General features: G+C 41.4%; 11 protein-coding genes. 2 read left to right on the top strand and 9 right to left on the bottom strand.

Translation table 11 applies throughout. The annotated features are described in order from the left end of the window. Positions 1 to 22 precede the first annotated feature (22 nt). Positions 23 to 889 (top strand): RteC domain-containing protein, encoded by an 867-nt coding sequence (locus tag ACRD69_RS21455; protein WP_430817200.1) that lies wholly within the window; start codon positions 23 to 25, stop codon positions 887 to 889. Between the two features lie 805 nt (positions 890 to 1,694). Here ACRD69_RS21455 and ACRD69_RS21450 read toward each other — a convergent pair. The 7 genes from ACRD69_RS21450 to ACRD69_RS21420 all read right to left on the bottom strand — a co-directional run bounded on the left by ACRD69_RS21450 (position 1,695) and on the right by ACRD69_RS21420 (position 11,278). Further along, entirely contained in the window at positions 1,695 to 2,360 is a 666-nt protein-coding gene (locus ACRD69_RS21450) for a transaldolase family protein (protein ID WP_430817199.1), read from the bottom strand. Positions 2,361 to 2,370: 10 nt separating this feature from the next. Beyond that, positions 2,371 to 3,651 carry a zinc-binding dehydrogenase gene (locus tag ACRD69_RS21445; protein WP_430817198.1) on the bottom strand — a complete coding sequence of 427 codons (1,281 nt, stop codon included), beginning with the start codon at positions 3,649 to 3,651 and terminating at the stop codon, positions 2,371 to 2,373. Between the two features lie 88 nt (positions 3,652 to 3,739). Beyond that, positions 3,740 to 4,864, bottom strand: a complete 1,125-nt coding sequence (locus tag ACRD69_RS21440; RefSeq protein WP_430817197.1) for an SDR family NAD(P)-dependent oxidoreductase — start codon at positions 4,862 to 4,864, stop codon at positions 3,740 to 3,742. Then, positions 4,851 to 6,086, bottom strand: coding sequence for a PHP domain-containing protein (locus ACRD69_RS21435; RefSeq protein ID WP_430817196.1), 1,236 nt, complete (start codon positions 6,084 to 6,086; stop codon positions 4,851 to 4,853). Before ACRD69_RS21435 ends, ACRD69_RS21440 begins: the two co-directional genes overlap by 14 nt. A 10-nt stretch (positions 6,087 to 6,096) precedes the next feature. Then, a complete protein-coding gene (locus ACRD69_RS21430; RefSeq protein ID WP_430817195.1) occupies positions 6,097 to 8,565 on the bottom strand; it encodes an alpha-ketoacid dehydrogenase subunit alpha/beta in 2,469 nt (822 codons plus the stop codon). Positions 8,566 to 8,596: 31 nt separating this feature from the next. After that, positions 8,597 to 9,964, bottom strand: coding sequence for a dihydrolipoyl dehydrogenase (gene lpdA, locus ACRD69_RS21425; RefSeq protein ID WP_430817194.1), 1,368 nt, complete (start codon positions 9,962 to 9,964; stop codon positions 8,597 to 8,599). 3 nt (positions 9,965 to 9,967) lie between these two features. Then, positions 9,968 to 11,278, bottom strand: a complete 1,311-nt coding sequence (locus ACRD69_RS21420; protein WP_430817193.1) for a dihydrolipoamide acetyltransferase family protein — start codon at positions 11,276 to 11,278, stop codon at positions 9,968 to 9,970. A 159-nt stretch (positions 11,279 to 11,437) separates the two neighbouring features. On the opposite strand from ACRD69_RS21420, the gene ACRD69_RS21415 reads away from it, so the two are divergent. Further along, positions 11,438 to 12,154 carry a GntR family transcriptional regulator gene (locus ACRD69_RS21415; protein ID WP_430817192.1) on the top strand — a complete coding sequence of 239 codons (717 nt, stop codon included), beginning with the start codon at positions 11,438 to 11,440 and terminating at the stop codon, positions 12,152 to 12,154. Between the two features lie 199 nt (positions 12,155 to 12,353). Here ACRD69_RS21415 and ACRD69_RS21410 read toward each other — a convergent pair whose 3' ends face one another. Beyond that, on the bottom strand, positions 12,354 to 13,652 hold the full coding sequence (locus ACRD69_RS21410; RefSeq protein WP_430817191.1) for a class II aldolase/adducin family protein: 1,299 nt from the start codon (positions 13,650 to 13,652) through the stop codon (positions 12,354 to 12,356). 30 nt (positions 13,653 to 13,682) lie between these two features. Further along, the gene (locus ACRD69_RS21405; RefSeq protein WP_430817190.1) at positions 13,683 to 14,837 is read right to left on the bottom strand and encodes an iron-containing alcohol dehydrogenase; all 1,155 of its coding nucleotides are present in this window, start codon (positions 14,835 to 14,837) and stop codon (positions 13,683 to 13,685) included. Between the last annotated feature and the right edge of the window lie 31 nt (positions 14,838 to 14,868).

Genomic DNA, 14,868 nt, shown 5'->3' with positions numbered 1-14,868 from the left:
ATTAACGACCTAATACACAACTATGAAATTACCTAACGAAAAGGATTGTATAGGCCTTATAGAGGATTACAATCAAACAATTAAATCCATTGAAATTCATTGTGAAGACCCGACTAATGAGCTTGAACGTGGCATCAGCATTTGTAAAACCTATATACAGCACCTGCGAGAAAAAATACTTATGGGCTGTATTAAGACAAAGGAGGATGAAATACACTTTTTTAAGCATATCAAACCAACCATCGCGGGTGACTGTTTATTCTTTTTCTATCTGCGACACATAGTGAGCGTCAGAAGTCAATGTGCCTTTCATGAGGAGAAGGCATACCTGCTTAAGAAATTAAACAAATCCACCCGTTACCTGAAAAAGAACCTGACACTACATGCCTATTATAAAAATGGCAAAACCAATCGTGATGAAGAGTATTTTATACGCTGCAACTTAAAACTGGAGGGGTACAACAACCACCCTTACTCCATGATGGACAGTGATTTCGCAACAAGCAAAGACTATCTATTTGCAGAATTCAGAGCCCATGAACAACTGATACAGTACCTGGAAGAACAAATTATGCATCTGGATTTGAAAAAGAAGAAACGCATATTGGCCTTTCAAGAACTGATAACTAAATCTTCACTGAACTGGACTGCCAATCAGGTTGATTTTGCTGAACTTATTTATGCACTCAAGACATCCAAAAGTGTCAACCACGGCAAGGTCAATACCAAAGAGTTAGCAGCTATTTTATGTGCTGCATTTAATCTCAGTAAATTTGATGTCTACCGGGTATTTGTAAGTATAAAAAACCGGCAGAAAGAGAAAACTGTGTTTTTGGACTATCTGAAAGATTGCTTGGTGAGGAAGATTGAATCTGATTATAGTGGCTAGAAGGATTATTTAAACCCGATTAATGCATGAAGATATTGAAAAGGAGAACCAAGGTCTTTGATTTTAGCAAATATGCCAAATGAATACCAGAATTGCGATTTAAAACAAGGTACGTCAGCCATGCCATCTCCTAAGACCCGAGATAAGCTGAGTGCTAATAATGAAAACCATATGAAAATGCTCCAGAAGTCACCTTTGAGGCTTATGTAATATTTCAAACATAAAAGTATTGAATAAGCAGCTTAATACCGTTAAATGTCCATTGGGTTAATATTAAAATTTTGTCATGTACTTAGGCATCAGATAAAGAACCTGAGCTTTTACAATGAATAACTTTTTTATTTGACTAACACATTTCTGCACATAATTTCAGAATGATACGCATATCAGGATTTGAAACAACTATGACTTCGGCTGACTTCTCATGACAACCCTTTTTCGAACGTATATCAGATACGTTCATGAGACCTCCCGTGGAAAAGCATATAACTTTCATTCCATGCATCCTTATCATTTACACCCCGTTGTCCGTGCAGTAGGACTTCGTTTTATCGTGCAAACTCATCCCAATGGATATGCCTGATGATATTCGTATTCATCGTCAGAACTTTACCGCCTGCTTCCCTCTGGTTTTACCTCACGGTAAACACCCTTGAATTGAGCTAGTGGTTGGCTACAACACCCCCCACAGTAGACTTTCACCACCTAGCTATTTACCATGGCACGGCACACATGTAAAAACACCCTCAATTCGTTAATTGAGGGTGCTTTCAGTTTGAAGAACAATTCTACTGCTTATTTACAGTCAAAAATCAATATCATATAATCCAGCGGCATCTTTTTCGAACCACTCAACACTCATATCGGTCATTGGATGGCTGCGAAGCCGTTCCAAAATTTCGAAGTTTATTGTAGCTGCCTGACTGCCCATCATACTTACACGGTGCACCTGGTCAACTGTTTTAAAACTGGCAGCCAGCACCTTAGTTGGCAAACCAAAGCGTTCGATATTTTCCACGATATTACCCACCACTTCAATACCATGCGATGAGATATTATCCAGACGGTTAACATAAGGTGCTACCCAATCGGCCCCTGCCCTTGCAGCCACCAATGCCTGTTGCTGGGTGAAGATGGCCGTAGCCGTAATGTTGATACCAGCCTCCTTAATCTTCGGCATGGCTTTGTAACCTTCTTCAGTCACCGGAATTTTTGCAAAGTAATTATCGCCTAAGCCATACTTTGCTTTATAGGCCTTTGCCTCACGCAATATATCCTCTGCCTTATTGCTGATCATCTGCACATGCAGCATTTTATCCTGTACAATTTCAATCAGTTCATGCATTATAACCGACATAGGTTTATTTGCCTGAGCAATAATGGTCGGATTGGTAGTTACTCCTTCTAAAGGAAAATAATAAAATAACTTCTTTAACTCATCTGTATTGGCAGTATCAGCTAGATAAATCATAATGTAATGTTTAATTGTTTAATCTTTCAAAGTTAGCCAATAGGTATGCTTCTGCCTCAACATTCCATAAACCATTATGCTTCTCGCATAATTCAGCCAGTGTTGCATAGACAAGATTGTCTTTCCCTTTTTCCTGGAAATCTTCAATGGCTGTTAAAGGCATATCCACATGCGGATATATCAATTTCTTTCCACCAGGAATATTTGGTAAATCTAAAGTGGCTTCAGGCACCACATTCAACCCGCCAATATGGGTTACCAATCCGGCCGGATCCAATCCTTTGGTCATTATTTCCAGCGCTTCCTTCATATCATAGGTATTACCGCCCGATGTCCCAACAATATGCGTATAAGCATAATGCACATTGTAAAAATTCATCTTCGCTGAAAAATCAGTATTGGATGGGCCGGCAAAGAAATTTAAACAACCATCGAAACCTAGAATGGCATCGCCCTGCTCAATCACTTGAGGAACCGGAGCAAATACAAACACATCGTTGTAACCCTCACCTCCTGTAATTTTGCGCAAACCTTCAACGGCATCATCCATGGTAGCCGTATTCACGTATCGCAAGTCTATTCCTTTTGACGCAGCAAACTCAACCGTGTACAAACTCGCTGCTCTGTCCAATCGAGTCTGATCGATATCTGTTACCACCAAAAGAGATGGTTTTCTATCCTCCCGACGAAGTGCATAATTAATGGCAGCCAGCCCCATTGGTCCTACACCGGCCAAAATAGCCATTTTACCACCATCAACAATTTCCATATCATGCACATAACTGCCCGCTTTGGTGTGGTAATTGGCATGCATGGCACCAATCACACAACTCAAAGGTTCGGCCAATGAAGCCGGGTAAAAACCAGGACCTTCATAAGCTAAAAGGCAATCCTGCACTAACACGTCTTTGGGAATGATCACATACGTAGCATCACCTCCAATGTGCTGATAAGAGTATCCCGGAGCGCTTAATACGCCCACCGGACCATCTTCATAATAAATAGCCGGCTGAATAGAAAACTTCTGCCCCGCTTTAAATTTATTAGTCCAGTTTGCTCCCACTTCTACTATCTCACCTGCAAACTCATGGCCAATGATAATTGGATTATCCGCCACATCATTCGGCACTCGTTTGTGATCAGTCGCCTGATTGGCCGCTTTGTAGCTCGACATACATAAACTATCAGTCACTACTTTGGCCAGTATTTCATCTTCTGTAATAGCTGGTAATTCAAACTCTTCTACACGAAGGTCTTTTTTACCATATAATCGTACTGCTTTTGTTTTCATCTTCTTTAAGTATCAAGATACAAGACATAAGAATTAAGACTTTAGCCTATATGCCCACATCCAACATCGTTATTCAATCAACATACTTCTATCGTAACATTTCCTGGCCTCCGGTTACAGGTATGGCCTGCCCGGTTTCATATTCCTGGTCGATGACGTAAAGTATGGCTTTGGCCACATCTTTAACGCGACACCCACGGCCTGCCGGCACTTGTTTTTCGTAATGCGCCTGTACATCTTCAATGGTTTGTGCGCCCGGCACTTTACCTGCTTTTAGATATTGCACAAAGAGTCCGTTCTCAGGATCACTCCATAGTGGACCATCAAAGAAGTTACCCGGACAAATGGAATTGACTTTAATATTGTGTGGCATCAGTTCCAGGGCAAATGACTGTGTGAGTCCAATTCCACCAAACTTACCACCAGCGTATGCAAAATTACGGTTACTGCCTTTTAGTCCTGACTTGGAGTTAATTTGAATAATATCTGTAAAGTGATGAGGCGCCACTTCGGCCTGTTGTTTCATCACACGCGAAGCATGCTTGGCACAATAGAAATAACCGCTGTAATTAACCTTAGTCATAAGCTCAAAGGTATCGGCATCCATCTCATCTAAACCACCTGCACGCAAGATACCGGCATTACTAATTATGGCATCAACACCGCCAAGCTGAACTACCGTCTGTTCAATCATTTGGCATACCGAACCCGAATCTCCAACATTGACTTTTACAAACAGAGCCTTATTATTTAATCCCAGACTATTCAATCTGCTTACCATCGCATTTCCGACTTCCTCATTCAGATCAGCCACAACAATGTGTGCTCCTTTTGTAAACAATTCTTCTGCTACGCCTCCTCCAAATCCTTGTGCGCCGCCTGTAACAATAATGATTCGGCCATTTACCACAGAACTATTCTTCGAAGAATTAACCTGCTCATCAACCAGGATGGCTCCATAGTCAGAAACAAGCACAACTTTAACCTTCGGACGATTCTGCAACTGCTCTTTTAGCTGGAGGGCAATATCTTCGATTGTATTAAAATCTTTTATTTCAATACAATCAGCTTTTGTAATGGTTTTATCAATACTTCTTACGCCCTCTAATGAATCAAATTCACTTTCAGATGTATTTATAAATCCCTGGCAACAAACCAGTCCATCAGCAGATAGAACAATCCGCACAGCTGGTATTATATCAATCAACTCCATGAAATTCTTTTTTACAGGTTACATGTTTAATAAGGGCGTTGCCCAGTTGGAAAAATTCTTGTCGGCGTTCTTGAATAAATGCACCACTCTCATCCAAAATACCCCTTCCTTCCTTAGCAAACAGATATTGATGAGCCGCCAGGATACAAGCCCCTTCGTAATTAATCTGCTTTAACTCATCAGTAAGCTGAACGCCGCCTTTGGCCTTTACCTCTATTGGCTGCTGCCCAGGACTATTGTGCTCAGTACCAAAACTCACAACAAATCCATTCTTTCTCAAATATGTTGCATATTCTTTGAGTACCTGAATAGAGTTACGAGTTGGGATAAGCTCAACTGAATAAATATTTCTACGACGTAAATCAACCACCACTTTATGCAGCTCTCGTTCAAAAACGGTATATCCTTTGACCGCATCGGCTAAAAACGGATAAGTTGGTACTCCTCCGGCCTTTAGAATGATTTCTTTGATAACGCTGCTATCAGCAAAAGCCTCCTGACTTTCTTCGACGTAAGCTGGTTTTCCGGCTTTTAATAAGGCACTGCGAATCTCATTTTCCATGCCTGTAGATGAGTGCAGGTTACTCTCAAAGCACTTATTACCAAACAGTATTAGGTAAAAACCCAATAAACGCTCTGTATAATGATAATGCTTCTCTGCTAACAATCGAACTGCTAATGCCAAATGACGCTCACGCACATGTCCGTTAGTCAGGTTGCTTTTAATGTCATTAAAATCTAATTCGTAGCCAAAACCCACCTCTTTAAACCAATCATTTAATTTACTGGTCATTTCTTCCGAACGCTTATTATTAAGCGCCATGATATCATCCAGTATCTTTTGATCTTTAGCAGACAATATTGAAGGATAAGCAATTGACTTTCCGCTGATATAGATACGTCCCGGGTTAGATGGATCATTAATTAAGAAACCTTTCTTTTTATCTTCCTGGTTAATACCAATAAATTCAACATTGAATAAGGGAAACAGACCTCGCTTAAACGCACCTTCGCTCCACTGCTCATAGGCTTCGAAGGTATAAAAGTCGTTAACACCTACAACCTGTACATTCTCTTCCACAGCCTGGTCAAGTGCCTCTTCAACGCTACTAAATGCACTAAACGAAAATGGAGTATGAAGGTGATTATTAACCTTTAATGGATTTATCTCACCCAAATAAGCTTCAGGTGAGAAATCTTTTATATTTTCAAAATAGTTCATGAGAAAGGTTTTAGATTCCTAATTTAGAGCGACGAATCATCTCTGCATTGGTAAAGTTATTAGCTACACTATGGCCTTTTAAAGGAACAATCTTCTCATGAATGGCATCAATCATCCAGTCTTTGGTTGGGAAGAAATAATCTTCCAACTCATAGGCAGGTGTTATCCAGTTGCGTGAACCAACTACTACAGGTGGCGCATCCAATTCATCAAAGGCCAGCTCGGTAATGCGCTGTGCCATGTCTTTTAAGAATGAACCACGCTCGTTAGCATCACTGGTTAATAAGATCCGACCTGTCTTTTTCAGGCTCTCAATAACCGGTTCGTAGTTGAACGGCACAATGGAGCGGGCATCAATCACCTCGGCCGACATGCCATATTTCTCTTCCAGCTCTTTGGCTGCCTCAAGTGCACGGTAAACAGTAGCACCGATGGATAATATCGTAAAATCTTTACCTTCTTTTTTCACATCCGGCTCACCAAAAGGAATTTCGTAATAGTCCTCTGGCACTCCGTCTTTATGGAATTGCTCGCCGATATCATAAATACGCTGACTCTCGAAGAAAATCACCGGGTCGGTTCCCTGAAGGGCGGTATTCATCAACCCTTTAGCATCATATGGCGTAGCCGGGAAACATACCTTTAAGCCAGGAATGTGCGCTACTAATGATGACCAATCCTGTGAGTGCTGCGCACCGTATTTAGAACCGACTGATACACGGATTACCACCGGCATTTTAATGACATTACCCGACATGGCCTGCCACTTCGGTAATTGGTTAAACACCTCATCCCCGCAACGCCCTAAGAAATCGCAATACATAATCTCCGGAATCACACGACCACCACACATGGCATAACCAATAGCTGTTCCAATAATGGACGCTTCCGAGATAGGCGAGTTAAATAGGCGCTGATAAGGCAAGGCCTCTGTTAAGCCACGATATACAGCAAAAGCGCCACCCCAGTCACGGTTTTCTTCGCCATAAGCTATCAAAGTCGGGTCTTTATAGAATCGGTCGACAATGGCTTCGAACAAACCATCACGCAATTGGTATTGCTTAATTTTAGAGAAGGGCTTTCCATTGGCATCAAAGGCGAAACGTTCTTTCTTGGCAATCTGCTTCACACGCGGATTCTCTTCCATCGGGTGATTCACCTCCACCGGACGGTCTTCCATCTTATCTTCACTGCCCTCTGAGAACATCATCTCACCTATCAACTCTGGGTGCTTCACTAAATCCATGCGTGGTGACACCTTTTCATCGATGGCCAAGGTCATCGAATATTTCATCAATTCGGTTACATCGGCTTTGATGGCATCCAGCTCATCCTGAGCCACCACTCCGGCTTGTACCAACTCTGCACCATAGGATGCAATACAATCCTGCTTCTCCCAGGCCTCAACTTCTTCTTTACTGCGGTAGGATGAAGCATCAGATGGCGAGTGGCCACTATAACGATAGGTCAGCACATCTAGCAATACCGGTCCCTTTTTGTCTTTTAATAATTCGAGCTTACGTTGATAAGCATCAATAACAGCCAATGGATTATAGCCATCAACCTGCTCGGCATGCATGCTGTCGCGGTTAACACCGGCACCAATACGTGCAGCTATGTCATAACCCATGGTCTCACCACATGTCTGGCCGCCCATACCGTACTGGTTATTCATGATGTTGAAGATGATAGGCAGACCACCTTTGTAAGCACCTTCCCACAATTGCTCAAACTGGTCCATCGAAGCAAAGGCCAGTCCTTCCCATACCGGACCACAGGCCATGGAAGCATCACCAATATTGGCAACCACCACTCCTTCTTTCTGATTAACCTTCTTGAATAAAGCCGCACCAACAGCAATATCGCCCGAACCGCCAACAATGGCATTGTTAGGATAAACTCCAAATGGCGTGAAAAAAGCGTGCATAGAACCACCTAATCCTTTGTTAAATCCAGTCTCGCGAGCAAAAACCTCGGCCAAGGTACCATACACTAAGAAGCGGCGAGCCAATGATTTTAAATCACCCTGGTGATTCTCCGACACAATCTTTAAGATGGTGCCATCAAAGAAATTCTTCATCACATCCATTAAGGTATCGTCATCCATTTTATGAATGGCCGACATGCCTTTTGCTAAAATCTCACCATGTGAGCGGTGTGATCCAAAGATAAAATCCTGCTCATCGAGATGATAAGCCATACCTACAGCAGCTGACTCTTGTCCAATCGATAAGTGAGCCGGCCCCGGGTGGTTATAACCTATTCCCTGGTATTCGCCTTTTACTTTAATCTCATTCAACATGGTTTCGAACTCACGAATCAAAACCATATCGTGATAGATACCTATGAATTGCTCTTTCGAGAAGTTCACTTTTTCCTCTTCAACACTTCTGTCGTATTGATTCACCGGAATATCTTTGAATTCAATTTTACTTGCTTGACGGACCTTCGTTGGGTCTATAAATTGTGACTTTGGCATTTTTCTAAACTTTAAAAATTAGCAACTGAGATTAATGGGAATGAGCGAATACTGTTTCCCTGAATATTTCGGAGATGGTTGGGTGCGGAAACACCACTTGCTCCATTTCTTTCAATGTCATTTCATTTTCGATGGCCATGCAGGCACCGTAGATCATTTCGCTGGATGGATTACCAATCATGTGCACACCAAGCACTTCGCCGCATTTAGCTCCAACCAACACTTTGCACATCCCCGAGCCACCTTCGTTCTCGGCGATAAAGCGTCCGGCATAGGCCATAGGCAGTTGAGCTACTTTGACTTCAATTCCTTTTGCTTTGGCCGCATCTTCAGTGAGCCCAACCCCTGATAATTCTGGATTAGTATACACAACACCTGGTATGGCATTGTAGCGCATCTGATCATTACCACCGTTGAGATTATTCACCACTACTTCTCCTTCTCGACTAGCAGTATGGGCTAATAAGGAAAATCCGGTAACATCACCTGCTGCATATACATTGGGGATATTAGTACGCATCTTCTCATCGACCTTGATACCACCTTTGTGTAGCTCTACGCCCAGGTTTTCAAGTCCGAAACCAGAAGTCACCGGCTTACGACCAACACTCATCAATACCTTATCTCCCTGTATGGTTTGAGACTGACCATCTCTTTCGAAAGTGACCGATGTTCCTTCAACTTTTGTTACTCTGGATGAAAGGTTAAACACAATACCTTTTTTGGCATACATCTGACGCAACATAGCGCTTTGTTCCACATCCATCCCAGTGAGTATTTCATCCATCATTTCCACAATGGTTACTTTTGTACCCAGGCTATTGAAGAAACTAGCGAATTCCATTCCAATAACTCCACCTCCAATAATCACTAACTCTTTTGGCTGCTCCTTCAAAGCCAGAATCTCGCGATTTGTCATGATGGCATCATTATCTTCAACACCTGGAATTGGTGGGATAAAAGCTTCAGAACCTGTGCAAATTAACAGGTTCGAAGCCAGTATCGTTCCTTCTTGAAATGCTAATTCAATACCCCGTTGGGTACGTCCTTTTATAAAGGCAGACTCATTCATAACCTCCACCTTAAATTGTTTCATCTTGGCACCAACGCCTCCGACGAGTTTCTTCACTACTTTCTTCTTGCGAGCCATCATCTTATCAAAACTGTATGACAAGTCGTTGGCTTCAACGCCATACTTATTACCTGCTTTGGCGTTATCGTACAGTTTGGCACTATACAGTAAAGTTTTAGTTGGCATACAACCTTCATTGAGACACACGCCTCCTAACTCTTTCTTCTCAAAAAGCACTACCTTAAGACCTTTGGCTCCGGCACGCTCAGCAGCCACATAACCAGCTGGCCCGCCACCTATTATTGCTAAATCATAGTTCTTTTCCATAGCCTAAAAGTCGATTGAAAGGTTCTCAATTTCAATGGCAATTTGTTTTAAGAAACGTGTTGCCAGTCCGCCGTCCAACGCCTGGTGATCGTATGTTAAACTCAAGCCCATATAAGGCACAAAACCATAGGAACCTCCGCCTAAATCGGCCGGACGAGGCACAATGGTATTCACTCCTAAAATGGCCACCTGTGGTAAGTTGATCACCGGTGTAAACATTTCAACGCCATAATTACCAAGGTTTGACACGGTGAACGAAGCTGCTTCGGAAGACAATAATTCAGGGTCGATACTTCCCTGACGGCAAGACTCAGCCACCTCTTTAAACTGATTGGACAAGCCGCTAATTGACAAATCATCGGCATTTTTAATAACAGGCACCATCAGACCACGGTCCGTATCTACCGCCAAACCTAAATGCACCTTATTAAAGTACTTAACGCTATCGCCCAAAAAGTGCGCATTGGCATCCGGAAACTGTTTTAATGCCTTAACAACTGCAAAACACACCATATCGTTGATGGTAATATTTGGTACACCCTCTGTTGCTTTCACTTGTTTTCGCAGTTCGAGTAAACGACGAGCATCAGCCCCCAAATGGTGTGTTAGCTGTGCAGAATTTTGCAATGACGCATGCATTGCCTTGGCAATTAGCTTACGAATATTTGGTAATTTCTTAATCTCAAAATCATTGGAGTAAACAGGGTTAACAGATAAATCAGTTGCTTTTACCATTCCATCTAATCCACTGCCATTTGAACTTACCTGAAGCCCTTCTTCCTTCATCACCTGCTTTGCCAAAGGTGTTGTTTTTGGAGTGGAAGCTAAATACGCTTCAATGTCACGCACAATGATGCGACCTTCAGGACCTGAACCTTCTATTTTCTCATAAGGCACTACTTCTACATTGGCTAATTTTCTGGCTCGAGGCGAAATCTTAATTTTTTCATCCTCATCACGATCTTTGAGTACAACTTCTTGTTGAGTCTCCTCTTTTTTCTCCTCAACAACTTCTTTTGTGGCTCCTACCACTTCTTCAGTGGCACCTCCACTCTGGAACGAGCTGATATCCTCCCCTGCCAATCCTATCACACCAATATTCTGAAGAACGGGAATTTCATCTCCCGCCTCACAAAAGGTGGCCAATAAAACACCATCTTCTTCAGCTTCCTGCTCAAAAGATGCTTTATCGGTTTCGTAAGCAAATAGTATATCTCCTTTCTTTATTTCATCTCCCACTTGTTTATACCAGTCGGTAAATATGCAGGATTCTACGGATTGCCCTTGTCGGGGCATAATGATTGCGTTAGCCATGATTCGTTTTTGTTTAAAACAAAACTAACTACAAGCACTTGTGTATACAAGTTAATTAATGAAAATATATTAAAAGCTTCATTATCTTATTTTTAATACCCTTTACAAGCTACTTGTATATACATTTAAAACTACTTATCTTTACAACAAATCTTAAGCATGACTAGAAACAACGAACTACCTCCTTATAAAAAATTATACGAGCAACTTCGCAAACACATTACTGATGGGCTGTATAACAAAGGCGATATTCTTCCGTCGGAAAATGAACTATGCACCGCCCACCAGGTGACACGGCCAACAGTCAGAAAAGCACTGGACAGGTTAGTACACGAAGGGTACATCAGAAAAAAGCAGGGAAAAGGCAGTATTGTACAAGGGCAACCCCAGGGCGTAGGTATTTTATCATTATCGGGCACCACATCGGCTATTGGCAAAGATAATTTGGAGACTAAACTGGTTGTAAAGCCAATTTTAATTCAGTGTGAGAGGGCTTTTGATTTTCCACTCCACGACTTTGAAAAACAAGTGGGTTGTTACCAATTGGAGCGATTACGCATTATGAACAAACAGCCAATTTTTTATGACATTACACTGATTCCTAATATTAATTTGCCACGTTTTACCAACCGGAATTTCGAGAATCGCTCCCTCTTTGAAATTATGCGAACTGCCTACCAAATTGAGGTGTTGGGAGGCGAACAAAAATTAATGGCCATTACCGCTGATGAAAAACTTCAGAAATACTTTAATGTAAAACCCGGACATCCCATTTTACGACTAGACCGAAAAATGGAAACCAACAAAGAAGGTTTTTACTTTTACAGTCAGGTATTTTGTAATACAACGGATTATGGTTTGTACGGAACTTTTTAAGGAATAGGAGAAGACAGCTTTCTAACTCTCTTCTCCTTCATTCATATTAAATAAGCCAAAATGATTGCATTAATTTTGTAGGTAGCTCCTTTATAATATAGATCTTGCCTTTCATTTCATCATAAATAAAAATCTAGAATATCAATTTAAAATCTTCTTCCATTGCAAATTACACCCTAAACTGTAATCCAATAATAAATCACCCTAAAAACTTCTCTCGTAATGCCTCAACCTGTTCATCATTAATGGGGAATAGTTTACCCAATGGAGCACCCATCACCAATGACTTGGCACTGAATTCTGCAACTTCAAGGCGGTCGAAGGTTTGCAACAGTTTATCACCAGTCACCAAGAAAGAATCATTCGCAATCAAAACAGAAGGCACCGATTCACTTAACAATTCAGGTATGGTTTTATCTCCTTTGAAATGAACACCAAATGGCAAACAAGGAACATCTTGTAGAAAAATCCAACTCTCAGGAATGGTTCGTACATCAAACTTCACACCTGTTGTACCATAGGCCATCAGGTAAGGTGGCTGTGTTAATATAATAGAGTTAATATGAGGATTTAACTCATAGATCTTTTGATGAAGAGCTGCCGATCGACTTGGCGTTTTTTCCGGCTCAGCTTTTCCTCCTTGTATCTGAACTATATCCTCCGGCATAATATCCCAACGGGCCACATGAGGAGGTGTAATCAGAAAGTCATTATCTTTCCATCGTACTGAAACGGTTCCGTATGAACTGATCATTAGTCCCTGATCACAAGCCCGACGAACAATATTACATATCTCCTGACGTATTTCACGTTCATCCGATTGATATGATACATCCTCATTTCTAGCAATATCATGGGGAACTTGCGATTCAAATTTTTCTATTTGCGCATCTGTCAAGTAAACCGGCTCACCAATCGTTTTAGCATTTATGATAGTACGGGCGCAAAACTCCAAAGTCTCAAATCGCGTATATGCATCCAGCAAATCCGAACCTCCCAAAACAGTGCCGTGGTTCTCCATGATAACGGCCATGTTGTTACTTCCTTTAAACTGCGCAGCAATTTTTTCGCCCAACTCCTCACTACCCGGCATTCCGTATGGGGCATAACCAATAGAACCGCAGATTTCTTTGGCTTGAGGAATGACATTGGTATCAGGAATATCCCTGACGATACTGAATGACACTAATGCCGGTGGATGCGCATGAATCACTGCCTTAATCTCAGGACGAACATCGTAAATGGCTTTATGAAAAGGAAACTCAGATGAAGGTTTGTGATTACCAATTATGGTTCCATCCTTTTTCACACAAATAATATCCTTTTCAGTCAATGTACCCTTATCTATAGCAGAAGGCGTGACCCATATATCTCCATTCTCATCCTTAATGGATATGTTACCTCCTGAGGTGGTCGTCATTCCATTTTTATATATTCTACTGATCACCTTTGTAATCTGCACCTTGGGGTGCATCATTTTTACATCTAATTGCTTCATTGTAACTATTAAAATAAAATCCAGATTATTCTATAAAGCCGCTTTATAAATACTAATCGTATCTTCCAGAGTCATGTTTTTAGGATTACCTCCTGCACAAACGTCTAACAAGGCATTTTTAGACATCAGTTCGATATCTTTTTCATCTACTCCTAGCTCTTTTAATCCACCAGGGATACCTACATCATCAGAAAGCTTTTTAATGGCATTAATAGCTGCTTTGTTAGCCTCCTCAGTAGTCATACCGGTGGTATCTTCTCCTAATGCTTCTGCAATGTCTCTAAATTTTTCGCCACAAACATCGGCATTAAATTCTTCTACATAAGGAAGTAAAACGGCATTGCAAACACCATGAGGTAAATTATAAAAGCCGCCCAGCTGGTGTGCCATTGAATGCACGTAACCAAGACCACAATTCGAAAATGCCTGCCCGGCAATAAACTGTCCCCATGCCATTTTACTGCGTGCTTCAACATTCTTACCATCCTTAACTGCATCGCGCAGACTTTCTCCAATCAATTTAATGGCTTTAATAGCAAGTGCATCAGACCATTCGTAGGCACCTGCAGTCACATAGGCTTCAATGGCATGTGTTAATGCATCCATACCGGTTGCAGCAGTTAATGCGGCAGGTTTATTCAACATTAACAGTGGGTCATTGACAGCAATATCGACCAAACAGTTTTTATCTACCATTACCATCTTTACTTTACGCTTTTCATCTGTAATAACATAATTAATGGTTATTTCACTGGCCGTGCCTGCGGTGGTATTAATTGCGATAATTGGTAATGATTTCTTTTTAGAAATATGAATACCCTCGTAGTCCTCGATAGCCCCACCATTGCTTGCTAATATACCAATTGCTTTACCACAATCCTGAGGTGAACCACCTCCTAATGTAATGATACAATCACAAGCATTATTCTTAAGAACAGCCAAACCATTATCCACATTCCTGACTGTTGGATTTTGATCTACATCACTAAAAATAACATAGTCCAGTCCAGCTACTTTAAGTATTTTTTCCACTTCTTCAACCAGGCCTATTTCAAGCAAAATATTGTCTGTTACCAATAACGCTTTTTTAAATCCTCTTGATCTAAATTCCTCTTCTAATTCTTTTAATGATTCCGGCCCCACAATGCTCAAAGGAGGCAAATAAATTTTTCTTGAAACGTTCATTAGTTTTTGTTTTTCTTGTCTAGTTCACCCT

Origin of the sequence: Carboxylicivirga agarovorans (assembly GCF_050589845.1) — a bacterium.
Lineage (GTDB): Bacteria > Bacteroidota > Bacteroidia > Bacteroidales > Marinilabiliaceae > Carboxylicivirga > Carboxylicivirga agarovorans.
Note: the sequence above shows the minus strand (reverse complement) of the source record. Positions and strands in the feature narration are given on the sequence as shown.